The organism is Kitasatospora sp. NPDC041988 (assembly GCF_055588525.1).
Genome location: NZ_JBVJCO010000027.1, coordinates 13,624 through 39,717, shown reverse-complemented (window position 1 = coordinate 39,717; position 26,094 = coordinate 13,624). Strand labels below are relative to the sequence as shown.

Genomic DNA, 26,094 nt, shown 5'->3' with positions numbered 1-26,094 from the left:
CACCGGTATTCCGTCGCCCATTCGGGTGACGCGAATACTGGTGGCATCCCCCGGCCAAGCGGACAATACGGGGCATGTCACGCCGCCTCACGCTCACGCCGCCCGCCCTCGGGGCGTCCGCCGCCCGGGACCGTGCCCTTGCCGCCCACCGGTACCGGGCGCGGGTGGCCGCACTGGCGGCCGGGGCGGTGCCGGTACTCGCCTTCCCGGCCCCCGGGCTGGCGTCACTCGCCTGGGTGGCGCTGGTGCCCGGGCTGCTGCTGATGCAGCGGGCGCCCGGGGCGCGGGAGGCGGCGGTGCGGGGGTGGTGGTTCGGCGCGGGGTTCATCCTCACGGCGATGTACTGGCTGATCCCCTCCATCGGGCCGGCGCTGCCGGTGCTCGCGGTGCTGTTCGGAGCACTGCAGGCGGGGGTGGGGTATGCCGTGTGGCGGCTGCTGCACCCGCCGCTGACCGCACGTCGGGCACTGCTCGCCCTGGTCGTCGTCCCCGCGGTCTGGCTGACCACCGAGTACGCGCGCTCCTGGCACGCCCTCGGCGGGCCGTGGGCGCTGCTCGGCGCGACCCAGTGGCAGCACCCGGCCGTTCTGGCTCTGGCCTCGGCCGGCGGGATCTGGCTGGTCAGCGCCGCCGTGGTGGCCGTCAACACCGGGGTGCTGATCATGCTGAGCGCCGCCGGCCGGCGTCCGCGCGCCGTGGCGGCGCTGGCCACCGTGCTGGTGCTGGCGGCCGGTCCCGTGCTGTTCTCGCTGCGCTCCGCGCCCGTCCGGGACGGGGCGCTGACCGTCGCGCTGGTCCAGCCCGGCATCGTCGAGGAGCCGCAGGCCCGGTTCGAGGCCAGTGCCGCCGCCACCGCCGCGCTCGGCGGGCGGCCGGTGGACCTGGTCGTCTGGGGCGAGTCCAGCACCACCGCCGACCTCGACCGCGACCCGGCGGCGCTGGACCGGCTGCGCCGGCTCGCCGCCGCCACCGGCGCCGAGATCCTGGCCGGCGAGGACGCCCGCAAGGCGGACGGGCGGATCTCCAAGGACGCGGTGCTGGTCTCGCCGGCCGGCACCGTCGACCGCTACCGCAAGATCCGGCTGGTGCCGTTCGGCGAGTACATCCCGCTGCGCCCGCTGCTCGGCTGGATCGCGGGCGTCAGCCGGGCGGCGGGCGAGAACCGGGCGCCGGGCACGGCGTTCCACGTCCTCCCGGCCACCGACCGCGGCGGTGCGCCGCTGCCGGTCGGGGCGCTGATCTGCTTCGAGTCGGCCTTCCCCGACATGTCCCGGACGGCGGCCAGGGACGGCGCCCGGGTGCTGGTCTACCAGTCCTCGACCTCGACCTTCCAGCGCACCTGGGCACCCGAGCAGCACGTCTCGCTGGCCGCGATCCGGGCTGCCGAAACCGGCCGCCCGGCCGTCCAGGCCTCGCTCACCGGGGTCTCGGCCGCCTTCGACGCGCAGGGCCGCGAACTGGCCCGGCTCGGCACCGACCGCACCGGCGCCCTGACCGTCCGGCTGCCACTGACCGCGCCGACCGAGCTGACCTGGTACGACCGGGTCGGCGACGTGGTGCCGACGGCGGCGCTGCTGGTCACGGCGGGTGCGGCGGCGGTCGTGCTGTGGCGCAGGCGGACCGGCTGATCGAAGCCGCTCAGCCCTCCTCGCCGGCCCGGTAGATGCCGAACGCCGCTCCCAGCGGGTCACGCAGCACGGCGATCCTCGGGCCGGCCGGCACGGTGGTCGGCGCCATCAGGACGTCCGCGCCGAGGTTCCCGGCCCGGAACGCGCTCACGTCCACGTCCATGACCGCGAAGTACGGCAGCCAGTGCGCCGGTACCTGTGGCGGGAAGCGGTCGTCCATCGTGAGCATGCCCCCGAAGTCCTCCCCGGCCAGGCCCCACTGGGTGTACTGCTCGGACGGGTGGACCGTCCAGCCGAACACCGCCGGGTAGAACGCCCGGGCGCCCTCCGGGTCTCGGGTCAGCAGCTCCACCCAGCCGAGCGCGCCGGGCTCGTTGAGCACCTCGGCACCGGTCAGCCGGCGTGCCTGCCAGAGCCCGAACACCGCGCCGGACGGGTCCGCCGCGATCACGAACCGTCCGAAGTCCAGCGCCTCCATCGGTGCGACGACGATGCTCCCGCCCGCCGCGGTGATCCCGGCCGTGGCGGCGTCGGCGTCCTCGACGGCGACGGAGACGCTCCAGGCCGTCGGCTGGGCCTCCCCGTAGAGCGGGGTGATGGAGGCGGCGATCGCGCCGTCCAGCTTCATGAAGGTGTAGCCGCCGGCCTCCGGCCGGTCGTCGCTCTCCGGCTGCCAGCCGAACAGTTCGCCGTAGAACCGCCGGGCCGTCTCCGGGTCCGCGCTGCCGTGCTCGACCCAGCAGGGCCCGCCGGTGGTCACCTTGTTCTGCTTCATCTCGCCCTGCTCTCAGCCGATTTCGAGGATCAGTTTGCCGCGCGCGTGCCCCGACTCGACCAGCGCCAGCGCCTCCGCGGCGTGGGCCAGCGGGTGGCGGGCGGTGATGTGCACGTCCAGTTCGCCGGCGGCCACCAGGTCGGCCAGCGCGGCGAGCGTCGCCGAAGTGGTGGAGCGGGTGATGAAGCGGCCGCCGAGCTCCGCCACGGTGGCCGGATCGACGGTGGAGACCAGCTTCGACCGGTCGGCCAGCGTCTCGGCCGCGGCCCGCAGGTCGCCTCCGCCGACCAGGTCGAGGATGCCGTCCACCCCGTCCGGCACGGCCGCGTTGATCCGCTCGGCCACGCCGTCGCCGTAGCGCACCTGCACCGCGCCCAGCGACTCCACGTACCCGCGGTTGGCGTCGCTCGCCGTACCGACCACCCGGATCCCCCGGCTGCGGGCGATCTGCGCGGCCGCGCTGCCCACGCCGCCCGCGATGCCGAGGATCAGCAGCGTCTGCCCGGAGCCCACCCCGACGTCCCGGACCCCGTCGTCGGCGGTCGCCGCCGCCACCGGCAGCGTCGCCGCCTCGGCGAACCCGAGCCCCCTGGGCTTGACCGCGCTCATCGCCGCCAGCAGCAGCGTCTGCTCGGCGAACGCCCCGGCGGCCGCGACCCCGAACACCTCGTCCCCCGGTGTGAACCCCGTGACGCCCGGCCCGATCCGCTCGACCACCCCCGCGGCCTCCTGCCCCATGACGGCCGGCAGCTCACGGTCCTTCCCGAACAACCCGCGCCGGACTTTCCAGTCCACCGGGTTCACCCCGGCCGCCCGTACCGCGATCCCCAACTGCCCCGGGCCCGGCTCCAGCACCGGCCGGTCCAGGAACTCCTGATTCTCCGGCCCGCCGTACTCGACGAACCCGAACGCATTGGCCATCCTCGATCCACTCCTCGGTAGGGCCCCCTCCCCCGCCCCAGCATGCGGGCCGGGCGGGGACGTGGCCCGCCGCTGCTGCGCCGAACGGGCGGGTGGCGGGTGACGGCGGGTGGACGGCGACCGACGTGACAGATCACAGATTTCATCATCTGTCATCCGCCGGCCGCTGGTCGCCGCCCATCACCCCTCAGGCGCCACCTCCCGCCCTCACGCCCGGCTGTGGTCGCCCGTCCGGCCGTCGAGCAGTTCGCGGAGGATGTCCATGTGCCCGGCGTGGCGGGCGGTTTCGGTGGCCATGTGGATGAGGACCCAGCGCAGCGAGACCTCGTCGCCGAACCAGGCGCGGCCGAGGTCGTCGAGCTCCAGCTCCTCGACCACCTGGTCGGCGGCGGCGCGGGCGCGGGCGTAGAAGGTGAGGACGTCGGCGGTGGACTCGTCCGAACGGACCCGCATGTCGGACTCCGCGTCCTCGTCCAGGTCGAAGGGCAGCAGACCGGTCTCACGGCCGAACGCCTCGCAGAACCAGCCGAGTTCGGCGCCCCCGAGGTGCTTCACCAGCCCCAGCAGGGTCGTCCCGGACGGGGTCATCGGCCGCCGGAGCTGCTCGTCGTCGAGCCCCTCGAGCTTCCACAGCACCGCGTCACGGTGCCGGTCGAGTGCCACCAACAGGCTTTCCTTCTCGGCCCCTTGGAAGGGTACGCGCTTCATCATGCGCGGACCCTAACAGGCCGCCGGGCCGGCGGGGGCGGCCAGGACGGCCAACTCCCCACCGGACCGGGGCGGTTCACCGCGCAACCCGCTCCACCTGGATCCAGAGCTGCGCCTCGGCCTCGCCCCCCGGCACGAAGCGGGTGCGCAGGATCTCCGGGCCGGGACGGGTCTCGTACGGGTTGGAGGGGAACCACTGGGTGTAGACGTCCCGCCACATCTCCTGGAGGGCCTTCGGGAAGGTCCCGGTGTTGGAGAAGACGGCCCAGGTGCCGGCCGGCACCTCCCGCACATCCAGGTCGTCCGGAACAACCGTGTCCGCACCCGCCACCACCGCGTGGTAGTAGTCGAGTTCGACCCCCTCCTCACGGCTGTCCGAGAAGAACTCGGTGACCGAGAGAATGCCGCCCGGCTCCTGGTCCGAGAGAGCGGAGATCCGGTCGATGGTCTCCTGACCGAGCCCCCTGATGAAATCGGCGATGGCCGGGTTCACCCCCTCGTGGACCAACGGGACCCTGGCCCGCCGGCCGACCAGCCGGAAGTCGGGCTTCTCGACGATTCGGTATTCCATGCTGCTGTTCCCTTCGATGACGAGTCGGAAGGACATCCGGGGCTGGGACTGAAGCGCCGCACCCTCGCGCCGGGCCTCCCCCGGCCCGACGCCGTGCATCGCCCGGAATGCCCGGGCGAACGCCTCCCCCGAGGTGTAGCCGTACCGGACCGCCACATCGAGCAACGTCCGTTCCCCGGAGAGCACTTCGGCCCCGGCCAGGGTGAGCCGCCGGCGCCGCACGTACTCCGACAGCGGCAACCCGGCCAGCGCGGAGAACATCCGCCGGAAGTGGTACTCCGACGTCATCGCGATCCGCGCCAGCTCGGCCACGTCGACGGACCCGCCGGGGCGCTCCTCGATGTGCCCCTCGATCCGCTCCATCGCCCGGTTCAGGTACTCCAGCATCCCGGCCCCCGTCCTTCCTCTTTCTGATCACCACCGTAGGAAGAACCCACCCTGCCGTACCCGACATCCTGTGCCCGCTCCGGTCGGGAACACCGGCGCCTTGCGTGGTGTTGCGAGCCTCCGACGCCTCAGCGCCACCGTCGCAGCCCCATCGCCACAGTGCCAACGCCTCGGCCGCCCGAAAGCCAGTTGTTCAAATTGGAACTACCTAGTACGGTCGAGAACCGACCATCACACCGGTAACGGAGGCCCCGTCCATGCCGCAGCCCGTCACGCCGCAGCCCGGCACCGCCACGGTGCGCTCCCGGGTGCGCATCCCGCTGACCTTCCCGGACGGCTACCGTGCCGAGGCCGAGGTCTTCACCTTCCACGGCATGGCCGACGGAGCCGAACACCTCGCGCTCGCCTTCGGCGGAGTGGCGCAGGGCCGGACGGCCGACGGCGGGACGCCGCTGGTGCGGCTGCACTCGGAGTGCCTGACCGGCGACGTCTTCGGCTCGGACCGGTGCGACTGCGGCCCGCAGCTGCGCGAGTCGGTCGAGCGGATCGCCGAGGCCGGCGGCTACCTGCTCTACCTGCGCCAGGAGGGCCGGGGCATCGGCCTCTACAACAAGCTCGACGCCTACGCCCTGCAGGACTCCGGGCTCGACACCTACGACGCCAACACCGCGCTCGGCCTGCCCGAGGACGGACGCGACTACACCGCCGCCGCCCAGATGCTCGGCGCGCTCGGCGTCACCGGCATCGACCTGCTGAGCAACAACCCGGACAAGGCGGCGCAGCTGACCGCCCTCGGCATCACCGTCGAGCACCGGGTGCCGACCGGCGTGCACCTGAGCGACAGCAACGTGCGCTACCTGCGGGCCAAGGTGGAGCGGACGGGGCACTCGATCGAGCTGTCCCGGCTGGTCGGCTGAACCCCGGCTCCCTCCGGCCCGCCCCTCCGCCCGCCCCGGGCCCGCGCCTCAGCCGCCGCCCCGGACCGCCTGCCTCAGCCGCCGCGCCACCGAGCAGCCGAACCAGACCAGCTCGGCCGCGGCCGGCGCCGGGTCGTCCCGGCAGAGCCAGGAGCGCTCGGTGCCCCGGCGCAGCCGCAGGTCGGCCGGGAGCCGCCGCTCCCGCCAGGCGCTGACGGCGGCGGACGCCAGGTCGAGCTGGCCGACCGTGAAGCTGCGGACCAGCTGGGGCCCGTCCGGCACCGGCCGGTCGGTGAGCCCCAGGTGCAGGGCCCGGACGACGTCCAGGCCGCCGGCGGTTTCGAAGGCCCGGAACTGGGCGCCGGTCCGAGGGTTGAAGTCGACCAGTTTGTACCGGCCGTCGCGCCGGTCGAGCCGCCAGTCCAGGTCGGCCACGCCCTGGTAGCCGAGGGCCCGGCAGAACTCCACCGCGAGGTCGGCCAGCGGCGGGTTGAGCAGGGCCCGGGCGCGGGTGGTCACCCCGGCGTACGGGGGCCAGGAACGCAGCTTGAGGCCGGTGAACGCCGTGCCCGGCGTACCGTTCGGCCCGATGCAGACGTGTGTTATCCAGTCCTCGCTGCGCTCCGCCGGCAGGTACTCCTGCAGGAGTACGGAGAGCTCGGTACCGGCGGAGACGGCCGGCAGGAGCCGGTCCAGCTCCGCCTCGTCCCGGACCACGGTGGTGTGCCCGACGACGGGCCGGCGCAGCCTGGTCCAGGCCTCCAGGTTCTTCAGCACCACGGGGTACCCCCAGGCCCGGGCGGTGGCGCGCAGTTCCTCGACGGTGGCGGGGGCGTGGGCGCGCGGGGTGGGGATGCCGTGCCGGAGGCAGAGCCGGTGCAGGCCCTCCTTGCTGGCGAGTTCGCGCGGCAGCTCGCCCGGGACGTCCGGCAGCAGGAACCACTCGGCGAGCTCCCCGGCGTGCTCGGCGAGCAGGACGGCGGCCTCGTCGTCGGTGGCGACGGCCACCGTGGGGCGGCCGATGGCGCGGCCGATCCGGAGCAGCCGGTCGAGCAGGTCGGCCGGTGCTTCCAGGCCGGTGCTGCGGCCAACGAAGGCGCCGGTGAGGTAGCGGGACACCGCGGCGGGCGTACGCGGGTGTTCGACCATCGCGTACACGGGGACACCGAGCCGGCCCAGGGTGCGGATGACGCCGAGCCCGCCGGGATGCTCGGGATAGTGGCCGACCTTCACCAGCAGGGCGGGCACGTCGAGGTCCGCGTCGAGCAGGTTCGCGTCGCGTTGGGGCGTGGCCGTCCGGCCTCGGTGTGCCCGGGTGATGCGGATGTGCGGCATGAAAGGCCTCGCAGCGATGACAGCAGGCGGGGCGCGGGTCAGGTCGGCCGGCGGATCGCCGGTCCCGCACACGCCTCCATTGTGGTCCCGGTCCGCCCGTAGGGGAACCGCGCCACGCGGCCCGGACCCTCCTCCGAGTACCCCGTGCGACCGGGCCGCCACCCGATTCGGGCTGTCGTCCGCGCCCGACCGGGTGCAATCTGGGAAGAAGCCCGGCCTTAGGAGGACGCGTCATGCCGCCGATCCGACCCACCCAGCCCAGCGGCCCCCGCCCGGCACGGACCCGACCGGCAGCACCCCCGGCTCCGGGCCCGGCGGGGCCTCGCGCGGGTGCCGTCCGGCGAAGAAGGCCGTCATGACCGGCCCGGCCACCCCGGGCTCCCCCGTCCCGGTCACCGTCATCGGTGCCGGCCCCTACGGCCTGGCCACCGCCGCCCATCTGAGCGAGCTCGGCACCCCGTGCCGGGTACTGGGCGAGCCGATGGACAGCTGGCGGTCCCGGATGCCGGCCGGGATGTACCTGAAGTCCACCCCGCGCGCCTCCTCGATCGGCGACCCGCGCCGCCGCCACCGCCTGGAGGACTTCCGGGCCGGCGAGCACCGCGCCTGGGCCGGCGACCGGTACCCGATCCCGATCGACGAGTTCATCCGCTACGGCGAGTGGTTCCAGCACCGCTGCGTGCCGGAGCTGGAGCAGACGGCGGTACGGGCGGTGGCGGCGGACGGCCGCCGGTTCCGGGTCGTGCTGGAGAGCGGGGAGGAGTTCACCACCGCCACGGTCGTCATGGCCACCGGCCTCGGGCCGTACCGGCACGTGCCGCCGGAGCTGGCCCGGCTGGCCGACGCGGGCCTGGTCTCGCACACTTCGGACCACAGCGACCTCGCCGCCTTCTCGGGCCGGCGGGTCGCGGTGGTCGGAGCCGGGCAGTCGGCGCTGGAGAGCGCGGCGCTGCTGCACGAGGCCGGCGCCGAGCCCACCGTGGTGGCCCGCACCTCCCACCTGCTGTTCGGCGACCCGCCGACCCGCGACGAGACCTCCGACCGGCCACTGCCCGAGCGGATCGTCAAGCCCGGCTCGACGCTCGGCCCGGGCTGGTCGCTGTACGCCTTCGCCAACGCGCCCGGAACCTTCCGCCACCTGCCCGACCGTACCCGGCTGGAGCTGGTCCGGGTGATCCTCGGGCCGTCCGGCGCCTGGTGGCTGCGCGACCGGGTCGAGGGCCGGCTCGGCCTGCTGACCGGCCACCGGATCGAACGGGCCACCGAGACCGACGGCGGCGCCCGGCTGGAGCTGCACGGCCCGCCCGGCGGCGCGCGGGTCCTGGAGGTGGACCACGTCCTGGCCGCCACCGGCTACCGGGTGGACGTCGACCGGATCGGCCTGCTCGGTCCTGAACTGCTGCGCGCGGTCCGGCGGTTGGCCGGGTCACCGGAACTGACGGCGGGCTTCGAGTCGTCCGTCCCGGGCCTCTACTTCACCGGCCTCCCCGCCGCTGCCACCTTCGGCCCGGTGCTGCGCTTCGTCGCCGGGACGGGCTTCGCGGCCCGCCGCCTCAGCGCCTCGGTGGCAGCCCGGACCTCGCCCCGGACAGCCGGGCCGGCACGGACGACCGGGGGCGGCCGGACGACCCGGCCGGGCCCCGGGTAGCGGGCAGCGGCAGGAAGGCCCGTCATGGCCGCCGAACCACACCCGTCCGGACCGCGGAGGTCCGGACCTCAGACCCGCACACCGCAGACCCGCGCCTCCCGGACCGGCACCCCGCACGACCGCGCGCCCGGCGGCCCCGTCCGCGCCGCCGACCCGCCGGACGTCCTCCCGCCACCGCCGCCGGCTCCTCCCGAGCACGTCACCGCCCGGCTGCTGGCCCGCGTCCTGCTGCCGGCCGCGCTGGTGCTCTGGGTGGTGTCGCTGTACCACGTCCGGCTCGACCGGATGGGCGACCTCGGGCTGATCGAGGCCCTGCCCTGGACCTTCTGGACAGCCGCCGCCACCCTCACCGTCGGCTTCGCCGCCGCGCTGCGCGACCGCCGCACGCCCGGCTGGCTCTACGCCGCCTACCTGCTCTCACTGATCGCCGTCCTGCATGCCACCACCCCGCTGCTCTACTCCCAGCTGAGCAACGCCTGGGCGTGGAAGCACGTCTCGATGGTGGACGTGCTGCTGCGCACCGGCCACCTGCCGACCGCCAACGACCACGGCCTCGACGTCTACAGCGAGTGGCCCGGCTTCTTCGCGCTCAACGGCCTGCTCGTCAAGGCCACCGGCATCCACTCCGCGCTCTCCTACGCCCCGTACGCCCCGGCGGTCGCCGACGCGTTGCTGCTCGGCCCCCTGGTGATGCTCTACCGCACCTTCTCCCGCAGCCGCCGGACCGGCTGGGCAGCGGCCTGGGTCTTCTACTGCTGCTTCTGGGTGACACAGGACTACTTCGCGCCACAGACCTTCACCTTCGTGCTGTACGTCGCGGTGGTCGCCACCGTGGTCCGCTGCCTGCCCCGCCCGGCGACCGGCTCGGGCGCCCCCACAGGACCACCCGGGGTGCCGCACCGGGGTGCCCACGCACTGCACCCGTCGCGCCGGCCCGCCATGTCGCCGGCCGGGGTCCGCTGGACGTTACTGCTCCTGCTGCTCCCGATCGCCGCGATGGTCTGCTCGCACCCGCTGACCCCGCTGATGCTGATCGTCACCCTCGTCCTGCTCGGTCTCCCCCGGCGCAACCGGCCCGTCGTGCTGCCGCTGGTGCTGGCCACCGTGCTGCTCACCACCGCCTGGGACCTCACCGTCGCCCGGCCCTTCCTCTCCGCCAACGTGGCCCAGATGGTGCACGGTCTCACCCAGCCCGGCGGCAATGCCGGCTCCGGGCTGATCAACCTCTCGCTCGCCTCGCGCGGCCAGCAGATCGTCGCCTGGACCGACCGGACGCTCTCGGCGGCGGTCTGGCTGCTCGCCCTGGTCGCGCTGATCCGCCGCCCCTCGCTGCGGCGCACCGCGCTTCCCCTGCTCGCCCTCGCCCCGCTGGTCCTGCTGCTCGCCAACAGCTACGACGGCGAAATGCTCTTCCGGGCGTACATGTTCGGCCTGCCGGCCACCGCCTACGGCACCGCTGTCCTGCTGCTCGGCACCGGCCGCCGCGCCGCCCACCGGCTCGCCCGCGCCACCCGGCTGGTCGCCGTCCCGGCCCTCCTCACCGTGCTCTTCGCCGGCTTCGCGCTCAGCTACTACGGCAAGGAATACGCGCTCTACTTCACCCCGGCCGAGACCCGCGCCTCCACCTGGATGTTCGACCACGCACCACCCGGCTCCACCATCGTCGGCGTCACCGAGGACTTCCCCGGCGGCTACACGGACTACGACAAATACGGCCGGGTCTGGATCAACATGCAGGGCGAATGGGCCCGCCAGGGTTTCGCCCGCGACCCGACCGCCACCCTCAACACCCTTGTCGGCGACCAGCCCCGGCACGTCTACCTGATGCTCAACAAGGCCCAGGAGGGCCGCGTCCACGCCACCGGACTGCTTCCGACCGGTCTGAAGCAGGTCGAGGCCGGGCTCGCCGACAACGCGGCCTTCCAGGTCCTCTACCGCAACCAGGACGCCGTCGTGTACGAGTTCACCCCCACCACACCGAGCGCCCGGCCATGAACCGGCCCGCACCGGCCACCATCAGGTTCCTGATCGCCGCCGCCGCCTGGCTGCCCCCGCTCGCCACCCTCCTCCCGGCCGGCAGCCCGTTGCGGATCGCCCTCGTCGTCGGCATCGGCCTCGTCCTCCCCGGACTCCCCCTCGCCCTCCGCCTGCCCCCCGAATACCGCGCCGCCGACCGCGCGCCCGCCTCCCGCGGCCTGCGCCTCGCCGTCCTCACCGTCGCCGCCAGCCTCGGCTGCGCCACCGTCGTCACCCAGGCCCTCTTCCTCGCCCGCCACCTCACCCCCCTCCTCGCCCTCACCCTCCTCGCCCTCGTCACCACCACCGCCACCTTCCTCCCCGGCGGCCCCTGGAGCCGCGCGGCCGGGCGGGGAGGGGCGGCGGCCCGGAGGCGCCGTCGCACGACGACACGGCGTGAGCCGCGGCCCCGCGCCGACAGAACACGCACGTGTCGCGGGCCACGACGGTCAGGTCGTGGCCCGCGGATCGTCCCTGCCCTCAGCGCTGCCAGACACGGACGTAGTCGATCTTGAGAGTGGCCGGGACGACGGTGGGGCCGCCGATGGTGGGTTGGACGGCGTTGTCGATCATGAGCCACATGGGCTGTGAGGTGATGCCGGCGGTGATGGTGGCGGTGAGGATGCCGTCGCGGTAGTAGTCGACGCGGCCGGGCTGCCACTCGGCACCGAAGGTGTGCCAGCCGGTGAGGTCGCTGTCGGAGCAGCTGCCGGTGGAGGCCTGGTCGGAGTTGAAGTAGGAGCAGACGCGGCCGTGCAGGCCCTCCATGATGTCGTTCTCGCCGCCCTTGGGCCAGTCGGCGCCGACCTCCCAGAAGGCGGGCCAGTTGGCGACGACTCCGGGGGCTGCCGCGGGGACGTAGATGCGGCCTTCCACGGCGCCGTAACGGTGGGAGAACTTGCCCTTGCTGTTGACCATGCCGGAGACGTAGGGGAGGGTCTGGTCGCCGCAGGTCTGCTGTTTCTCGATGGCGGTGATGGCCAGTACGCCGTCGCCGACAGCGACCTGGTCGGCGTCGTAGCAGTCCAGTTCGTGGGCGTTGACGGGCGGGGTGATGCGGCCCGGGTGGTCGACGTCGGAGCTGCCGACGTTCCATTTGGCGGGGCTGGGGGAAGTGCCGTCGAACTCGTCCTCGAAGATCAGGTGCCAGGCGCCGGGGATGCCCAACGGCATGCGGGCCTGCGGGACGTGGACCGGGACGTTGCTCGGGCTCGCCGTGTCGGCGGGACCGGTGGCGCGGGGGCCGGGGGAGGAACAACCCGCGCCGGCAGCCAGCAGGAGGGCGGCAAGGAGGGCGGCGGCCCGCTCGCGGGCGCCGCGCCTGGGGCCTCGGCGTTCCACGGCACCTCCTCTCGCCGGTCTGATCAGGGTTCCACCCGGCCCGCGCCCGCGCATCCCAGCGAACGGGCAGCAAGCCGGTCAGTCGACCGGCGGGCCGCCGACCGGCCTGCCGGTGGCGGCACGGAGGCGGCGGTAGGCGCGCCAGCCCTTGGTGCGCAGGCGTTCGGGGAAGGGGGCGACGGGAGCGCCGGTGCCCTCGGCCCACTGCCGGAACAGGTCGGGCGGGGTGTCGGCGCGCACCATCAGACGGGCGATCCGCAGCGGGTCGTCGCCCGGTGAGCTGAAGGCGTTGGCGATGGCGGTGGCGGAGGACCAGCCGGCCCGCTGGACGCAGCGGCGCACCGCGATGTCGGAATACCCGTGCGGGTAGGCGAAGGAGGTGACCGGGTGGCCGAGGAAATCCTCCAGGCGGTCCTTGCAGCCGACCACCTCGTCCTTGAGCCGGCGCCCGGAGACGGTGTCCAGCTGCGGATGGGTCCGGGTGTGGCCGCCGATCTCGATGCCGAGCGCGTCCAGGGTGGTCAGCTGGCGCCAGCTGAGCATGGGGGCGGGCGGCAGCACGCTGCCTTCGCCGGCGCGGCCGGGGGCGTGCAGGGCGCCGGTGGTGACGTACAGGGTGGCCGGCAGGTCGCGTTCGCCCAGCAGGGGGGCGACCGACCAGTAGAAGTCCGCGAAGCCGTCGTCGAAGGTGAGGACGGCGCAGTTCTCGGGCAGCGGCGGTCCGCCGCGCAGAGCGGCGACCAGGCGGTGCAGCGGGACGACGCGGCGGCCGGCATCGGCGATCCGGTCGAGCTGTTCGGCGAAGACGCGCGGGGGGACGGTGTAGGGGCCGATCCAGTCGGGCGGGTCGTCGCTGACCGAGTGGTACAGGAAGACGGGGACGGCGGGCATCATGGCGCGCCTCCCCGCTCGGCGGCCGGAGCCCGCTCGCCCACGATCCCGCCGTCGGCCACCCCGTTGCCCGCGACCGCGCTTCCCACGGCCGCCCGCGCCCGCCCGACCGCGTACCCGCTCACGGTGAGCGCCACCCCGGCGGCCAGCGCGGCCGCCCGACGCGGCCCGCCGCCGCCCGGGCGCAGGCAGCCGGCCAGCGCGCGCGGCACGGTGGAGAGCAGGTAGCGCCGTTCGCTGGCGAGTGCGGGGCCGCTCCCCGCCCGCCGGGCGACGGCGGCCTTGGAGAGGCCCTCGGCGTAGCAGCGGGCACGGAAGTAGGCCCAGCCGGTGCGCGCGGGCGGCACGTGGTGGCGGACGGCGGCGGCGGGCTCGTGCAGCAGGACGGCGTCGGGGTGGCGCTCGGCGAGCCGCAGGCAGAGTTCGGTCTCCTCGCAGCCGAGCGGGCGGGTGCCGATCCGGCCGAGGCCGGCGCTGAAGCCGCCGGCGGCGAGCACTTCGCCACGCCGGAAGGACATGTTGGCGCCGATCAGGTTCCGGACCGGGCCGGCGTGTTCGGGCAGGCCGCGGTAGGAGCAGCCGATCACCCAGTCGAACTCGGGCGGGAACCAGGAGGGGCGGGCGGTGTCCCACCGGGGGCGGATCAGGCCGCCGACACCGACGACGCGCGGGTCGCCGTAGCCGGCCAGCAGGTGGCCGGTCCAGTCGGGGGCGGCGGCCGCGTCGTCGTCCAGATAGGCGACGATCTCGGTGCGGGCGGCGGCGGTGCCGGTGTTGCGGGCGCCGGAGAGGCCACGGCCCTGCTGGTTGTCGAGGACCCTCAGGCCGGGCAGGACGGCGGGCAGTTCGGCACGGGCGCGGGTGCTCAGGGCCTGGCAGTGGTCGACGACCAGCAGGGTCTCCTCGGGGGGCCGGTGCTGGGCGGCGACGGAGGCGACGGAGGCGTACAGGTCGTCCCAGCGGTCGAGGGTGTAGGCGCAGATCACCACGGAGAGGGTGGGTCCGCCGTCCGGGGCACTCATCGCGCGCCTCCCGCCGGGGCCCGGGCAGGAGTCGGCGCGGGCAGCCAGCGCGGCAGGGTGACCAGTAGTGGCAGCGCGACCAGGCACTCGGCGAGCAGCCAGCCCACGCCGACGCCGGTCAGCCCGTAGCGGGGCAGCAGCAGGGCGACCAGGCCCACGGAGGTGACGAAGAAGGCCGCCTGCAGGCCGATCACCCAGCCGAGTGCCCGCCGTGCCCGCGCGACGTCGATGGCGATGGAGAGCAGCAGGTTCGGCAGGGCGGAGAGGGCGAGCAGCCGCAGCAGCAGGGTGGCCTGCCCGGCGTACTCGGCGCCGAAGAGCCGCAGCAGCCAGGGTGCGGCGAGCACCACCACGGCGACCCCGGCGGTGATCAGCAGTCCGGCGTGCCGCAGCACCCGGCGGCCGTGCTCGGCGAGCCGCTCGGGGGCGTGGGCGGCCTCGACGATCAGCGAGCTGCCCATGTTGAGGGCGGCCAGGTAGAACGTGTAGGCGATCACCCAGGCCAGCGAGAAGTAGGCGTTGGGGGCGGCGCCGAGCTGGTTGAGGACGAGCAGCGGCAGGATGTTGTACGCGGTGAGCCGGCAGAGCGAGCCGAGGTAGTCGGCGCCGCAGTAGCGCAGCAGCCGGGTGGGTGGCCGGGCATCGCGGTCCTGCCGGGCGTGCGCGGGGATGCCGCGGCGGAACAGGAACAGGCTGGTGACGGTGACCGAGAGCACGAGCGCGCCGGCCCAGGAGAGCAGGATGCCGACGCTGAGCGCCCAGACCGCCAGCACGGCGAGCATGGCGGCCTTGGATGCGGCGAACAGGGCGTTCTCGCCGAGCACCCAGTCGGTGCGGCGCAGCCCGGTGAGAGCGCCGTCCTGGAGGACGAAGAGGCTGTAGCCGGCGGTGGCGGCGATGAAGGCGACGGCGAAGACGGGCTCGCGCAGGAACCCCAGGTCGGGGGCGATCTGCGGGACGAGGACGAGGAAGACCACGGCGACGACGGCGCTGCACGCGGTACTGGCAGCGTAGCAGCGCAGCACCAGTCGGCGGGTGTGCGGCCCGGCGGCCGGGACGAAGCGGACCAGGACGTCGCCGAGGGTGAGCTGTCCGATGCCGGAGAGCAGGCCGGCGGCGGAGAGGGCGGCATAGCTGCGGCCGACCACGTCGGCGCTGTACCAGCGGGTGGCGAGCATCCAGAAGAGCGCGCCGAAGACTGCGGTGAGGATCGAACTCGCCGTCAGCACGTGGCCGTTGTGCAGCAGTGGCTCACCGGCGAAGGCTGCTCGCAACCGGGCCCGGAGCAGCGCCCGGTAGGTGCACTCGCAGGGCAGCGGCAGCGGGCAGGAGCAGGGCCGCGCGGGGCCGGTGGGGGCGCTGGGGGTGGTGGGACCGACGGCTGTGCTGCGGGCGGACATGGCGGTCATCCCCCGGCCGGGGCGGGCGCGGTGGCGTCCCGCCCCGGCGCCGCACGGCGGTCGGACCGGGCACGGCGGTCGGGGCTGTCGGAGCGGGCACGGCGGTCGGGGCACTCGGAGCGGGCACGGCGATCGGGGCGGGAGCGGCGGTCGGCGACGACGGCGCCCGCCAGCCGGCTGCGACGGATGCTGCGCAGGTACCCGAGCGGCCCGTAGAGCATGCCCTGGAGCTCCAGCCGCGCGAGGTACCGCGAACCGTGGGGCCCGGAGCAGCCCGCCGCGCCCGGGTCCGGCCGGGTGCGTGCGCGGCGGACCGCGTATCGGAGGCCGCCGGGGAGGCGGCGCAGCAGGGCGGGCAGCATCGCGGGTTCGTGGGCCAGCGCGGCCGCGAGGTAGGCGCCGAAGCCGGCGCCGTAGCCGAAGGCTTGGGCGGGCAGGGCGTCCATGGTGCGCCGGTGGCGGTGCCAGATGATGGCGTCGGGGGCGTAGGCGAGGGCGTGGCCGGCGACGAGGGTCCGGAAGAAGGCGAGCAGGTCGTCACCGCCGCGGGCGGGGGTGCCGGTGCCGGTGGCCGGGTCGAAGCCGCCGAGCCGGCGGAGCAGGTCGGTGCGGAAGGCCATGTTGGCGCCGGAGCCGAAGCGGCCGGCGGCGAACGGGAAGAGCGGGTCGCGGCGGCGGTCGTCGAGCGTCCAGGTGCGGGCGGCGAAGCCCTTGGCGAAGCCGCCGTGGCGTTCCAGGGCGGCCTGGGCGGCGGTGTCGAGTTCGGCGGGCAGGATCAGGCCGGTGACGCAGCCGATCCGGTCGTCGCCGGCGAAGGCGTCGGCGAGGGCGGCGATCCAGCCGGGGTCCGCGAGGGTGTCGTCGTCGGTGAAGGCGACGAGCTGCCCGCCGGCGGCGGCCAGGCCTCGGTTGTGGGCCCGGGCCAGGCCCGCCACCGGCTCGCGCAGGTAGCGGACCCGGCCCCGGTACCGGTCACGGACCAGCCGTTCGGCGGCGTCGTCGGCCGGGGCGTTGTCCACGACGATGACCTCGACCTGCGGATAGCCGTTCCGCAGCAGGGAGTCGAGGCACTGCCGCAACATTCCCTCCCGGTTGTGGGTGGCGACGACCACGCTGACCGTGACCGGGCCCGCGGGCACCCGGGCGCGGCCGACCCGACCGGGACGCGCCGCGGGTGTCGCGGTGGACAGGGCGGGAACACGCAGTTCCCGGTGAGCGGCATCGACCAGCGCCCGGCGTAGCGAGGCACTGTCGCCCGCTGTTCCGGTGGCCGTGACCAAGCCGAGCGGGTGTCCGTGCAGCCGCACCAACGCCAACACGCGGCCGTCCGGGTCGGCGGAGCCGAGACCGCCGGGCGAGCGCAGCTCACCCGGCTCATCCAGGTCCAGTTCGACGACACGGACGGGGGTGTAGAGCGAGTCGCGGGCGGCAGAGCGCGGGCAGGCAGCTGCGGTGCGCCGGTCGGGGCCATTCATCATCGCTCCTCCGCGGGGGCGGCCGCCGAGGCCCGGGCGCCGGGACGCTCGGAGATCAGGGTCCTCAGCACCCGGCGGCCGTCGGAGATGGCGTGGAGGTGGGATCGACCGCTGCGGCGGGGGAGTTCCAGGCTCGGCACTTCGGCGATCCGCAGTCCGGAGCGCAGGGCGTGCGCGATCATCTCGGCCTCGATCTCGAAGCCGGTGGAGCGCAGGTCCAGAGCGTCCAGGAAGGAGCGGCGGAAGGCACAGTAGCCGTAGCACAGGTCGGTGAGGCTCGCGTCGTACAGGCGGTTGACCACGGCGAGCAGGGCGCGGTTGCCGAGCGACCGGACCTTGGTGAGGTCCAGCGAGCCGCCGCCGGCGATGCACCGGGAACCCTTGACGAAGTCGAAGCCGTGGTCGAGGAAGTGCAGGTAGTGCGGGATCTCGCCGGGCCACATGGAGCCGTCGGCGTCCATCATGACGATGTACTCGCCGTTGGCGGCGGCGAAGCCGGTGCGCAGGGCGTTGCCCTTGCCCGGTCCGGCCTGTGCGACGCTGCGGACGGTCGGCAGGCAGTGCCGGGCCATCGGGATGGTGGCGTCGCTGGACGAGCCGTCGACCAGGATGACCTCGTCGACGCAGCGCGGGATCTGCTCGAACACCCAGGGGATGTTGCGGGCCTCGTTCTGCGCGGGCACGACCAGGGTGACGCTGTGCTTGCTGGCGACGCCGTCCCCGGCCCGGCGCATCGGCCGCCGGACGGCGACCCGGTCCCCGGCGCGGCGCTGTGGCCGGCCGTCCTGGTACGGGTACGGGTACGGAACGACGTGGGAGGGCAGGGTGGTGCTCATCGAGAACGGCCTCTCGGGGGGAGGCGGCGGGCGGGCGCCGGGCACGGCGCGGCCCCTGAGTGACGGGGCGGGCCCGGCGCGCGACGGAAACGCGGGGCGGGAGGGGCCCCGGAGGGAAGTCCCCGGAGGGGACTGCCGAAACGTGGAGAGCGGCTCGGGCGGCCGAATGGGGTGCGCGCCGCCGGCTCTCTCGGGCGCCGAAGCGCCGGTCTGTCGAACTGGCCGAATGTGCTTCCCGCACCGGGGTGCGGGGTGTGCCAGGGCCTCATCGTGCCCAGGTGACCGGCGTCACGTCAAGTAGTTTGTCGCAATTGGTTCCTTATGCCTGATTCGGCATACGCCACCTGGCGACCGCCGGCACGAGCGCCGCGCCCCGACCGGCGCTCAGCCACCGACCGGCCCACAACCCCCGACCGGCGCTCAGCCACCGACCGGCCGACCCTCCGGCTCCTCGGCGATCCGGCGGGCGATCTCGGCCGGCCGCACCGGCCGCCCGAAGTGCCAGCCCTGCGCCCAGTCGCAGCCGATGGTGCGCAGCCGCTCGGCGTCCCGCAGGGTCTCCACACCCTCGGCGGTGACGGTCAGACCCAGCGCGTGCGCCATCGACACCAGGCCGCTGACGATCCGCCAACCGGTCTCCTCGTCCTTGGCCGGATCGTGCAGATCGCCCACGAAGGACCCTGCTATCTTCAGCCCGGAGACCGGCAGGTCACGCAGGTAGGCGAGGTTGGACCAGCCGGTGCCGAAGTCGTCCACGGCGAGTGAGACACCCTGGTCGACCAGCCCGTGCAGGGTGCGCAGCGCCTCGTCCTCCGGACCGACCACGGTGGACTCGGTAATCTCCAGCTGGAGCCGGGCCGGGTCCAGGCCGGTGGTGTCGAGGATCCGGGCGAGGTCGGTCACCAGGGCGGCGCTGCGGGCCTGACGGACCGCCAGATTGACGTTCAGCTGCGGCGCGTCGTCGCCGAACCGCTTGATCCAGTCGGCCGCCTGGCCGCAGGCCTGTTCCAGCACCCAGCGGCCGAGCGGCATGATCAGGCCGGTCTCCTCGGCGGTCGTGACGAACTCGTCCGGGCCGAGCACCCCCAGCTGCGGGTGACGCCAGCGCACCAGCGCCTCGACGGCGGCCAGCCGGCCGTCGGCCAGCGCGTACAACGGCTGGTAGTCGATGAAGAACTCGCCACGGTCGAGCGCGGCCGGCATCCGGACGGACACGGCGTAGCGGCTGACCGCGCGGGCGTTCTCCTTGGGGTCGAAGAGCGTCCAGCGGCCGCGGCCGGCCTCCTTGGCCCGGTACAGCGTCAGGTCCGCCGCGCGGACGGCGGCGCCGGGGGTGGTGGTCGAGACCCGCCGCTCCAGCACACCCACGCTGGCGCCGACGGCGAGCTTGTGATCGCCGATCAGGACCGGCCCGGCCAGCGCCTTCAGCACGGTCTTGGCGGCGGCGACGGCCTCCTGCTCGCCCCGGCAGTTCTCCAGCAGGACGACGAACTCGTCGCCGCCGAGCCGGGCGACCAGGTGGCCGAGCGGGGTCAGGGCGGCCTTGAGCCGGGCGGCGACGGCGGAGAGCAGTTGGTCCCCGGTGTCGTGGCCGAGGCTGTCGTTGACCACCTTGAAGCCGTCGAGGTCGACGTAGCAGAGACCGAACCGGGCGCCCGGATCCGGCTCCTCGAAGAGCTTCTCCAGCCGCTCGAAGAACGCCGCCCGGTTGGGCAGGCCGGTCAGCGGGTCGTGGGTGGCCTGGTGGCGCAGCCGCTCCTGGAGCCGGTAGCGGTCGGTGATGTCCTCCAGCATCGCCACCTGGTACTGCGGGACGCCGTCGTCGTCACGGATCAGCGAGACGGTCAGGTGGGTCCAGACCACCTCGCCGTCGTGCCGGTAGTACGGCTTGTCGAACTGGAAGTAGTCCCGCTTGCCGCTGATCAGGTCCTCGTACGCCTCCCAGACGCCCGGGGTGTCCTCGGGGTGGACGAGGTCGCCGACCCGGCGGCCCTGCATGTCCTCCGGGCCGGCCCCGAACAGCTCCTGGAGGGCCTTGTTGACGGCCAGGATGTTGCCGTCGGTGTCGCCGATGCCGATGCCGATCGCCGCGCTCTCGAACAGCGCGCGGAACCGCGCCTCGGAGGCGCGCAGCGCCCGCTCGGCCTCCTTGCGGGCCATGTCGGCGGCGGTGCGGATGGCCTCCTGCTCACGCAGGGTCCGCTCGCGCAGGGCGGCCGCCCAGCCGGCCGCGAAGGCGCCGCAGAGCGCGGGCCCGCGGTCGTCGGTGACCGGCTGCTCCTGGAGCAGCTCCAGAGCCCGGGCCAGCACCACCGGGTCGGTGAAGTGCGCGTCCACCAGCTCCGCACCGGCCTGGGCGGCCAGGTGCGGCTCGAACGGCTCGTCCTGCTGGGCACGGTGGAGCAGCGCGGCGGTCCGGGAGACCAGCCGGCCGAGCAGGCCGGGGTGGACCGCCGTGCCATGGTCACCGGAGAGCAGCCGCGACCAGTCCTCGTGGAACCGTTCGGAGCTGCTCGGCACCGGCGCATCACTCACGGGCGGAACCCCACGCCCGCCACCCCGGTCATCCGCTCGGGGTGCTGGCCGACGGCCTCCGGCTGGTCGGGCCGCCACTGCGGCAGGTAGACGACGCCGGGCTCGACCAGCTCGAAGCCGGCGAACATCGCGGTGATCTGCTCGTGCGTGCGCATGGTCAGCGGAGTGGGCGTCATCTTGTACAGCTTCTGGTGGTCCTCGGCCTGGTCCGGGCGGCCCTCCAGGGAGGCGTGGCAGAGGACCAGCGCGCTGCCCGGCGGGAGGGCGTCGCGCAGCACCGCGACCAGCTTCCACGGGTCCTCGGAGTCGCTGACGAAGTGCAGGACGGCGACCAGCAGCACGGCCACCGGCTCGCCGGCCGCCAGCAGGTCCTGCACCTCGGGGCGGGCCATCAGGTCGTCGATGTCCCGCAGGTCGGCCTGGACGACGGAGCTCTTCGGGTCGTCCTCCAGCAGCAGCCGGCTGTGCGCGACGGCGACCGGGTCGCGGTCGATGTAGACCACCTCGGCCTCGGGGCGGATCGCCCGGGCGATCTCGTGCACGGCGCCGAAGGTGGGGATGCCGGAGCCGATGTCCAGGAAGCGGGTGATGCCCTGCTCGGCGACGAACTGCACGGCGCGGCGCAGGAAGGCCCGGTTGGAGCGCATGATCTGGGGCAGCTCCGGCCAGAGGGCGATCGCCTTGCGGGCCATCTCCCGGTCCACCTCGAAGTTGTGCGAACCACCGAGGTAGTAGTCGTAGACCCGCGCGGCGTTCGGTTTGTCCAGGTCCGTGCCCTCCGGTACCCAGTTCGGTCGCCGCATCCTAGGGACTCCTTCACTCCGGTTCCGGGAAGCCAGCTGTCTGAAGGGACGGCTGCGACTGATGAGACTACAAGCACAAAAGATCCTCCCTTGCACGCCGAACGCGTGCAAGCGGAGTTCTTTCGTCCTGCCGGGAAGGCGGACGGGCCGGACAATGGAGGCAATGGCCGGACGCATCGAGGACTACGCCCTGATCGGCGACCTGCAGACCGCGGCCCTGGTGGGCCGGGACGGATCTGTCGACTGGCTCTGCCTGCCCCGGTTCGACTCCCCCAGCTGCTTCGCCGGCCTCCTCGGCGACCGCCGGCACGGCGCCTGGCGGCTCGCCCCCGTCGGCGGCACGCAGTGTTCCGCCCGCCGCTACCTCGGCGACAGCCTCGTCCTGGAAAGTGAGTGGCGCGCGCCCGGCGGCTCGGTACGGATCACCGACTTCATGCCCCAGCGCGGACAGGCCAGCCGCACCCCGCAACTCATCCGGATCGTCGAGGGCCTCGACGGCACCGTCCCGGTCCGCGGCGAACTACGGCTGCGGTTCAACTACGGCCGGATCGAGCCCTGGGTCCGCCGCACCGGCCGGCACCGGGTCGCCGTCGCCGGGCCGGACTCCGTCTGGCTACGGGTCCCGTCCGGCGTGCACACCTACGGCGTGGACGGCATCACCGCCTCCGACTTCACCGTCACCGCCGGCCACCGCGTCGCCTTCGTGCTCACCTGGCAGCCCTCCCACCTGACCGCCACCCCGCGCACCGACCCCGAGGAGGCCCTGCTCGCCACCCTCCGCGACTGGCAGCGGTGGGCGGCCGGCTGCCGGTACCGCGGCGAGTGGCGGGACGCCGTACTGCGCTCGCTGATCACCCTCAAGGCGCTCACCTACGCCCCCACCGGCGGGATCGTCGCCGCGCCCACCGCCTCACTGCCCGAACGGATCGGCGGGATGCGCAACTGGGACTACCGGTTCTGCTGGCTGCGCGACTCCTCGATGACCCTCTCCGCCCTGCTCCGCGGCGGCTTCCGCGAAGAGGCCGCCGCCTGGCGCCGCTGGCTGCTGCGCGCCATCGCCGGCGACCCGGGCGACCTGCAGACCGTGTACGGGGTCGCCGGCGAACGCGTCCTCGGGGAGACCGTCGCCGACTGGCTGCCCGGCTACGAGGACTCCCGGCCGGTCCGGTTCGGCAACGCCGCCGTCGACCAGCTCCAACTCGACGTCTACGGCGAGGTGGTGGACACCCTGCACCTCGCACTGCTGGCCGGCCTGCCGATGGAACGGCACGTCTGGATCCTGCTGCGGGCCCTGATGGAGTACCTGGAACAGCACTGGCGCGAGCCCGACGAGGGCCTCTGGGAGGTCCGCGGCGGGCGGCGGCACTTCGTCCACTCCAAGGTGATGTCCTGGGTCGCCGCCGACCGCGCCGTCCGGCTCGCCGAGGCCACCGGCCTGCCCGCGCCCGTCGACCGCTGGCGGGCCATGCGCGACGCCGTCCACGCCGACGTCTGCGCGCACGGCTACGACGTGCGGCGCGGCGTCTTCGTCCAGCACTACGGCGGGCAGGGGCTCGACGCGGCCACCCTGTTCGTGGTCAAGAGCGGCTTCCTGCCGCCGGACGACCCGCGGGTGATCCGGACCGTGGACGCCATCCGGGACACCCTCGACCACGGCGGCCTCGTCCGCCGCTACCAGGCCCACCAGCGCACCGACGGCCTGCCCGGCGGCGAGGGCGCCTTCCTGGCCTGCTCGTTCTGGCTCGCCGACGCGCTCGCCGCGACCGGGCGGCGGGCCGAGGCGCGCGAACTGTTCGCCCGGGTGGTCGGGCTCGCCAACGACCTCGGGCTGCTCTCCGAGCAGTGGGAGCCGCGTGCCCGGCGCCAACTCGGCAACACCCCGCAGGCGTTCACCCATGTCGCACTGGTCAATACCGCCTTCACGCTGGCCGAACCGGAGTGACGCGCGGTGGCCGGTCAGGCGTGCGGACCGGAGTACCGTTCGGCAGGTGGACCCCAACCACTACCGCTTCCGCGGCGCCTGGCGACTGCCCGCGCCGCCGGCCGCCGTGTACGCGGCATTGGAGGACGTGCGGAGCTACCCGCTCTGGTGGCCCGAGATCCGCACCGCCCGGGAGACCGGCCCCGACGCCGGCGAGGTGGTGGTGCGCGCGCTGCTGCCGTACCGGCTGGTCATCGGGCTGGAGAGGGTCCGGCGCGACCCGGCGGCCGGGGTGCTGGAGGCCGCCATGCACGGCGACCTCACCGGCTGGTCCCGCTGGACGGTCACCCCGGGCGGCCCGGGCGGCCCGGACGGCTTGGGCTGCTTGGGCGGCGCGGGCAGTTGTGTGCTGTTCGAGGAGGACACCCGGCCGGCCAAACCCCTGCTGCGCCGGCTCGCCCTCCCCCTGCACCCGGTGTTCCGCGCCAACCACGCCGCGATGATGTGGCGGGGGCGGCGGGGGCTGGCGGGGTACCTGGGGGGCAGGGGCGGGCAACGGGCAGCTGACGGCTGACGGCCATCGGCTGTCACCCGCGGCACCCCCGCTACCGGCGGTCGAACAGCCAGCCGCGCAGCAGCCGGGTGACCACCGGCAGCGCCGCGTACGTCATCAGCGCGCTGATCAGCGGCGCGGTGACGAGCGGACGGACGGCCGTCGGCAGGCCTGCCAGGTGCGGGGTGATCAGCACGCTCGCGGTGACGACGATCGGCGCGATCGCGAGCGTCGAGGCGACCGCCATCTTCCAGCGCACCGGCGGCCGGCCCTTCGCGGCGGCCCGGGTGGTCGCGAACCAGCCCTCCATGCCCAGGATCTCGTGCCGGTGCACCTCGTGGTGGTGCCCGTCCGCGACGGCGAAGCAGGCCGCCCGCGCCGGGGACGCCTGCCAGGAGCGGAACGCCTCGCTGTCGCGGAAGTGCAGCAGCAGGTGCCAGGGGTCGTCCGGTCCGGCGGGCCGCAGCAGCCCGGTGCCGAGGTTGCCCTCGTGCGCGGCGGCCGCGTCCAGGATCCCCTTCGCCCAGACCTCGAACGCCTCCTCGTACCCGGGCTCCACCCGCCGGGCCACGAAGAGGGTGACCTCCTCGTCCTGCTCGCTTCCGGCCACCGTGTCACGCGTCGTCGTCGCCATGCGGTCCTCCCCGTCCTGCCCGTACGCCGTGCCAGGGCCGCAGCGTACGGCGTGCGCCCGGGCCTGCGCGCCCCCGGTGCGAGGCGGCGGCCGAACGGCTGGTCATCATCCAGTCGGCCACCACCTCCGGGCGGCCCGGTTCGAGCGATCGTCCGATGCCGGCGCCTGCCGCGCATCGCTACGTACGGTCTCCCGACCGCGTCGGGGTGAGGAACTCACCAGCTCGTCCACGCGGTGAGCGTCAACTCCTGGAACCGCGGCACGGCTGGTGGCAACCGGCACGGCTGGTGGCAACCGGCCTGCCTCCCCCGCCGGACCGTTAGCGTGGCTGTGGACGTCTTCGCCCGCCGCCGTACCGGGAGGCCCCTGCCTTGAGCGCTCCGCCCGAGGACTTCGGTTTCGACCGCCCCTTCGACCGCGCCGGCACCGGCAGCAGCAAGTGGGCCCGGGCGGGCGGCGAGGCGGGCGGGGTGATCCCGATGGGCCTCGCCGACATGGACCTGCCCGGCCCGGCCGCCGTCGCCCGTGCCCTGGCCGACCGGGCCCGGCACCGCGCGTACGGGTACACGGTGTGCGACCCGGCCGGGCGGGTGCTGGTGGCGCGGTGGTACCGGGAGCGGCACGGCGTGGCGGTGGACCCGGCCTGGGTGGTGCTGCTGCCGTTCGGCCCGCGGACCGCCCTCCGGCTGCTGCTGGAGGCGCTGCGCCCGGCCGGGCCGGTGCTGTTCCCGACCCCCGAGTGGGGCGGCTTCGCCCAGCTCTGCCGGTCCGCCGCACTGCCGTACGAGGAGGTGCCGCTGCCCCTGGACGCCACGGGATACCGGCTGCCGGTGGCCGCGTTGACAGGGCGTCGGGCCGGGGCGGTGCTGCTCAGCAGTCCGCACAACCCGTCCGGGCGGGTCTGGACCGGGGACGGGATCCGCGCGCTCGCCGAGGCGGCGGCGGAGGCCGGCGCGGTGCTGGTCTCGGACGAGGTGCACGGCGACCTCACCCACCCGGGGCACCGGCACCCGGTGGCCGTCACCGTGGCGGGCCCGTACCGGGAGCGGACCGTCACGCTCAACTCGGTCGGCAAGACCTTCAACGCCTCCGGAATCCCCAGCTGCTTCGCGCTCGTCCCGGACGCCGCCCTGCGTGAGCGGCTCACCGACGTGATGGCCGGGTACGGCTTCTGGGAGGGCGGGCTGCTGGAGCAGGAGGTGCAGCGGGCGGCGTTGGGGCACGGCGGTCCGTGGCTGGACGCGTTGCTCGCCCATCTGGCGACCGCCCGGGACCGGCTGACCGGCCTGCTCGGCAGCGCCGTCCGCTCCGCACCCGAGGCCTCGTACCTGCTCTGGGTGGACGCCGTCGCGCTCGGCCTGCCGCCGGCCGGGGCGCGGGCGACGCTGCTGGAGCGGTGCGGTCTGGAGGCCTCCGACGGGGCGGACTTCGGGCCGGGCGGGCACGGCGCGCTGCGGCTCAACTACGCGCTGCCGGGCCCGGTCCTGGAGACCGTCCTGGAGCGGCTGGCCCGGCTCCGCTGAGAGGCCCGCCGAAGCCCCGGAAAGCACTCCCCCAGGCCCCGCCGAGGCCCCGGATCACCCGATTGCACCGCCCCTGACCTGTGGCGACATCTCTTCACGAGATGTTTGCGGAGCGCCCCCGCATGGTCCGTAGCAGACTGGGCAGGGTAGACCGGGCCGCAATCGTGATCCCGAGGATGGTGAGTCCGGTGATACCCGTTCGCCCGAGCAGCTCGACCAACCGCCCGACCGCAGATCCGCCCCCGACCGGGGTG

22 protein-coding genes are annotated in these 26,094 nt (G+C 74.3%); 8 read left to right on the top strand and 14 right to left on the bottom strand.

Going from position 1 to position 26,094, the window contains the following annotated elements; translation table 11 throughout:
• The first annotated feature begins 74 nt into the window (after positions 1-74).
• Complete coding sequence (gene lnt, locus ACZ6NC_RS25405) at positions 75-1,628, top strand: apolipoprotein N-acyltransferase (protein WP_465736065.1); 1,554 nt, start codon at positions 75-77, stop codon at positions 1,626-1,628.
• 10 nt (positions 1,629-1,638) lie between these two features.
• On the opposite strand, the gene ACZ6NC_RS25400 is transcribed toward lnt, so the two are convergent.
• From ACZ6NC_RS25400 to ACZ6NC_RS25385, 4 genes are all read right to left on the bottom strand, one after another.
• Complete coding sequence (locus tag ACZ6NC_RS25400; RefSeq protein WP_465736064.1) at positions 1,639-2,403, bottom strand: VOC family protein; 765 nt, start codon at positions 2,401-2,403, stop codon at positions 1,639-1,641.
• 12 nt (positions 2,404-2,415) lie between these two features.
• Positions 2,416-3,324, bottom strand: coding sequence for an NADP-dependent oxidoreductase (locus ACZ6NC_RS25395; protein ID WP_465736063.1), 909 nt, complete (start codon positions 3,322-3,324; stop codon positions 2,416-2,418).
• Positions 3,325-3,531: 207 nt separating this feature from the next.
• The gene (locus ACZ6NC_RS25390; protein ID WP_465736062.1) at positions 3,532-4,035 is read right to left on the bottom strand and encodes a DinB family protein; all 504 of its coding nucleotides are present in this window, start codon (positions 4,033-4,035) and stop codon (positions 3,532-3,534) included.
• Positions 4,036-4,108: 73 nt separating this feature from the next.
• Positions 4,109-4,990 carry an AraC family transcriptional regulator gene (locus ACZ6NC_RS25385; RefSeq protein WP_465736061.1) on the bottom strand — a complete coding sequence of 294 codons (882 nt, stop codon included), beginning with the start codon at positions 4,988-4,990 and terminating at the stop codon, positions 4,109-4,111.
• A 257-nt stretch (positions 4,991-5,247) separates the two neighbouring features.
• Between ACZ6NC_RS25385 and ACZ6NC_RS25380 the strand changes: the two genes are divergently transcribed.
• Positions 5,248-5,907: a GTP cyclohydrolase II gene (locus ACZ6NC_RS25380; protein ID WP_465736060.1), complete on the top strand. Its 660-nt coding sequence runs from the start codon at positions 5,248-5,250 to the stop codon at positions 5,905-5,907.
• Between the two features lie 48 nt (positions 5,908-5,955).
• Here ACZ6NC_RS25380 and ACZ6NC_RS25375 read toward each other — a convergent pair whose 3' ends face one another.
• Positions 5,956-7,242: a carboxylate--amine ligase gene (locus ACZ6NC_RS25375; protein WP_465736059.1), complete on the bottom strand. Its 1,287-nt coding sequence runs from the start codon at positions 7,240-7,242 to the stop codon at positions 5,956-5,958.
• A gap of 355 nt (positions 7,243-7,597) precedes the next feature.
• Here ACZ6NC_RS25375 and ACZ6NC_RS25370 point away from each other — a divergent pair, with 355 nt between their 5' ends.
• From ACZ6NC_RS25370 to ACZ6NC_RS25360, 3 genes are read left to right on the top strand one after another with little or no spacing between them, the layout of a single operon-like run.
• Entirely contained in the window at positions 7,598-8,890 is a 1,293-nt protein-coding gene (locus tag ACZ6NC_RS25370; RefSeq protein ID WP_465736058.1) for an NAD(P)-binding domain-containing protein, read from the top strand.
• Between the two features lie 24 nt (positions 8,891-8,914).
• On the top strand, positions 8,915-10,885 hold the full coding sequence (locus ACZ6NC_RS25365) for a glycosyltransferase (protein ID WP_465736057.1): 1,971 nt from the start codon (positions 8,915-8,917) through the stop codon (positions 10,883-10,885).
• Positions 10,882-11,421: a hypothetical protein gene (locus ACZ6NC_RS25360; RefSeq protein ID WP_465736056.1), complete on the top strand. Its 540-nt coding sequence runs from the start codon at positions 10,882-10,884 to the stop codon at positions 11,419-11,421. Before ACZ6NC_RS25365 ends, ACZ6NC_RS25360 begins: the two co-directional genes overlap by 4 nt.
• Here the strand turns inward: ACZ6NC_RS25360 and ACZ6NC_RS25355 are convergent.
• The 8 genes from ACZ6NC_RS25355 to ACZ6NC_RS25320 form a co-directional block, all read right to left on the bottom strand.
• The gene (locus tag ACZ6NC_RS25355; RefSeq protein WP_465736055.1) at positions 11,387-12,247 is read right to left on the bottom strand and encodes a glycoside hydrolase family 16 protein; all 861 of its coding nucleotides are present in this window, start codon (positions 12,245-12,247) and stop codon (positions 11,387-11,389) included. The genes ACZ6NC_RS25360 and ACZ6NC_RS25355 overlap by 35 nt on opposite strands.
• A 78-nt stretch (positions 12,248-12,325) precedes the next feature.
• Positions 12,326-13,141 (bottom strand): polysaccharide deacetylase family protein, encoded by an 816-nt coding sequence (locus ACZ6NC_RS25350; RefSeq protein WP_465736054.1) that lies wholly within the window; start codon positions 13,139-13,141, stop codon positions 12,326-12,328.
• On the bottom strand, positions 13,138-14,160 hold the full coding sequence (locus ACZ6NC_RS25345) for a glycosyltransferase family 2 protein (RefSeq protein WP_465736053.1): 1,023 nt from the start codon (positions 14,158-14,160) through the stop codon (positions 13,138-13,140). The genes ACZ6NC_RS25350 and ACZ6NC_RS25345 overlap by 4 nt, the downstream gene beginning before the upstream one ends.
• Positions 14,157-15,560 (bottom strand): lipopolysaccharide biosynthesis protein, encoded by a 1,404-nt coding sequence (locus ACZ6NC_RS25340; protein WP_465736052.1) that lies wholly within the window; start codon positions 15,558-15,560, stop codon positions 14,157-14,159. The genes ACZ6NC_RS25345 and ACZ6NC_RS25340 overlap by 4 nt, the downstream gene beginning before the upstream one ends.
• A gap of 5 nt (positions 15,561-15,565) precedes the next feature.
• A complete protein-coding gene (locus ACZ6NC_RS25335) occupies positions 15,566-17,038 on the bottom strand; it encodes a glycosyltransferase family 2 protein (RefSeq protein ID WP_465736051.1) in 1,473 nt (490 codons plus the stop codon).
• Positions 17,035-17,871: a glycosyltransferase family 2 protein gene (locus tag ACZ6NC_RS25330; RefSeq protein WP_465736050.1), complete on the bottom strand. Its 837-nt coding sequence runs from the start codon at positions 17,869-17,871 to the stop codon at positions 17,035-17,037. The genes ACZ6NC_RS25335 and ACZ6NC_RS25330 overlap by 4 nt, the downstream gene beginning before the upstream one ends.
• A 420-nt stretch (positions 17,872-18,291) precedes the next feature.
• Positions 18,292-20,406 (bottom strand): putative bifunctional diguanylate cyclase/phosphodiesterase, encoded by a 2,115-nt coding sequence (locus ACZ6NC_RS25325; protein ID WP_465736049.1) that lies wholly within the window; start codon positions 20,404-20,406, stop codon positions 18,292-18,294.
• Positions 20,403-21,209, bottom strand: a complete 807-nt coding sequence (locus ACZ6NC_RS25320; protein ID WP_465736048.1) for an SAM-dependent methyltransferase — start codon at positions 21,207-21,209, stop codon at positions 20,403-20,405. The genes ACZ6NC_RS25325 and ACZ6NC_RS25320 overlap by 4 nt, the downstream gene beginning before the upstream one ends.
• 163 nt (positions 21,210-21,372) lie before the next feature.
• On the opposite strand from ACZ6NC_RS25320, the gene ACZ6NC_RS25315 reads away from it, so the two are divergent.
• Together ACZ6NC_RS25315 and ACZ6NC_RS25310 are read left to right on the top strand one after the other, a co-directional pair.
• Positions 21,373-23,151 carry a glycoside hydrolase family 15 protein gene (locus tag ACZ6NC_RS25315; RefSeq protein ID WP_465736047.1) on the top strand — a complete coding sequence of 593 codons (1,779 nt, stop codon included), beginning with the start codon at positions 21,373-21,375 and terminating at the stop codon, positions 23,149-23,151.
• A gap of 46 nt (positions 23,152-23,197) precedes the next feature.
• The gene (locus ACZ6NC_RS25310) at positions 23,198-23,704 is read left to right on the top strand and encodes an SRPBCC family protein (RefSeq protein WP_465736046.1); all 507 of its coding nucleotides are present in this window, start codon (positions 23,198-23,200) and stop codon (positions 23,702-23,704) included.
• Positions 23,705-23,735: 31 nt separating this feature from the next.
• Here the strand turns inward: ACZ6NC_RS25310 and ACZ6NC_RS25305 are convergent, their stop codons facing one another.
• Positions 23,736-24,317: an antibiotic biosynthesis monooxygenase gene (locus ACZ6NC_RS25305; protein ID WP_465736045.1), complete on the bottom strand. Its 582-nt coding sequence runs from the start codon at positions 24,315-24,317 to the stop codon at positions 23,736-23,738.
• Between the two features lie 371 nt (positions 24,318-24,688).
• Here ACZ6NC_RS25305 and ACZ6NC_RS25300 point away from each other — a divergent pair, with 371 nt between their 5' ends.
• Entirely contained in the window at positions 24,689-25,840 is a 1,152-nt protein-coding gene (locus ACZ6NC_RS25300; RefSeq protein ID WP_465736044.1) for an aminotransferase class I/II-fold pyridoxal phosphate-dependent enzyme, read from the top strand.
• The last annotated feature ends 254 nt before the right edge of the window (positions 25,841-26,094 follow it).

Excerpts from the sequence above, each read along its gene's own strand:
- ACZ6NC_RS25365 (WP_465736057.1), top strand. The coding sequence starts at position 8,915 with ATGGCCGCCGAACCACACCCGTCCGGACCGCGGAGGTCCGGACCTCAG.
- ACZ6NC_RS25305 (WP_465736045.1), bottom strand. The coding sequence starts at position 24,317 with ATGGCGACGACGACGCGTGACACGGTGGCCGGAAGCGAGCAGGACGAG.
- ACZ6NC_RS25400 (WP_465736064.1), bottom strand. The coding sequence starts at position 2,403 with ATGAAGCAGAACAAGGTGACCACCGGCGGGCCCTGCTGGGTCGAGCAC.
- ACZ6NC_RS25320 (WP_465736048.1), bottom strand. The coding sequence starts at position 21,209 with ATGCGGCGACCGAACTGGGTACCGGAGGGCACGGACCTGGACAAACCG.
- ACZ6NC_RS25315 (WP_465736047.1), top strand. The coding sequence starts at position 21,373 with ATGGCCGGACGCATCGAGGACTACGCCCTGATCGGCGACCTGCAGACC.
- lnt (WP_465736065.1), top strand. The coding sequence starts at position 75 with ATGTCACGCCGCCTCACGCTCACGCCGCCCGCCCTCGGGGCGTCCGCC.
- ACZ6NC_RS25370 (WP_465736058.1), top strand. The coding sequence starts at position 7,598 with ATGACCGGCCCGGCCACCCCGGGCTCCCCCGTCCCGGTCACCGTCATC.
- ACZ6NC_RS25360 (WP_465736056.1), top strand. The coding sequence starts at position 10,882 with ATGAACCGGCCCGCACCGGCCACCATCAGGTTCCTGATCGCCGCCGCC.
- ACZ6NC_RS25335 (WP_465736051.1), bottom strand. The coding sequence starts at position 17,038 with ATGATGAATGGCCCCGACCGGCGCACCGCAGCTGCCTGCCCGCGCTCT.
- ACZ6NC_RS25345 (WP_465736053.1), bottom strand. The coding sequence starts at position 14,160 with ATGAGTGCCCCGGACGGCGGACCCACCCTCTCCGTGGTGATCTGCGCC.
- ACZ6NC_RS25375 (WP_465736059.1), bottom strand. The coding sequence starts at position 7,242 with ATGCCGCACATCCGCATCACCCGGGCACACCGAGGCCGGACGGCCACG.
- ACZ6NC_RS25330 (WP_465736050.1), bottom strand. The coding sequence starts at position 17,871 with ATGAGCACCACCCTGCCCTCCCACGTCGTTCCGTACCCGTACCCGTAC.
- ACZ6NC_RS25380 (WP_465736060.1), top strand. The coding sequence starts at position 5,248 with ATGCCGCAGCCCGTCACGCCGCAGCCCGGCACCGCCACGGTGCGCTCC.
- ACZ6NC_RS25385 (WP_465736061.1), bottom strand. The coding sequence starts at position 4,990 with ATGCTGGAGTACCTGAACCGGGCGATGGAGCGGATCGAGGGGCACATC.
- ACZ6NC_RS25395 (WP_465736063.1), bottom strand. The coding sequence starts at position 3,324 with ATGGCCAATGCGTTCGGGTTCGTCGAGTACGGCGGGCCGGAGAATCAG.
- ACZ6NC_RS25350 (WP_465736054.1), bottom strand. The coding sequence starts at position 13,141 with ATGATGCCCGCCGTCCCCGTCTTCCTGTACCACTCGGTCAGCGACGAC.
- ACZ6NC_RS25390 (WP_465736062.1), bottom strand. The coding sequence starts at position 4,035 with ATGATGAAGCGCGTACCCTTCCAAGGGGCCGAGAAGGAAAGCCTGTTG.
- ACZ6NC_RS25340 (WP_465736052.1), bottom strand. The coding sequence starts at position 15,560 with ATGTCCGCCCGCAGCACAGCCGTCGGTCCCACCACCCCCAGCGCCCCC.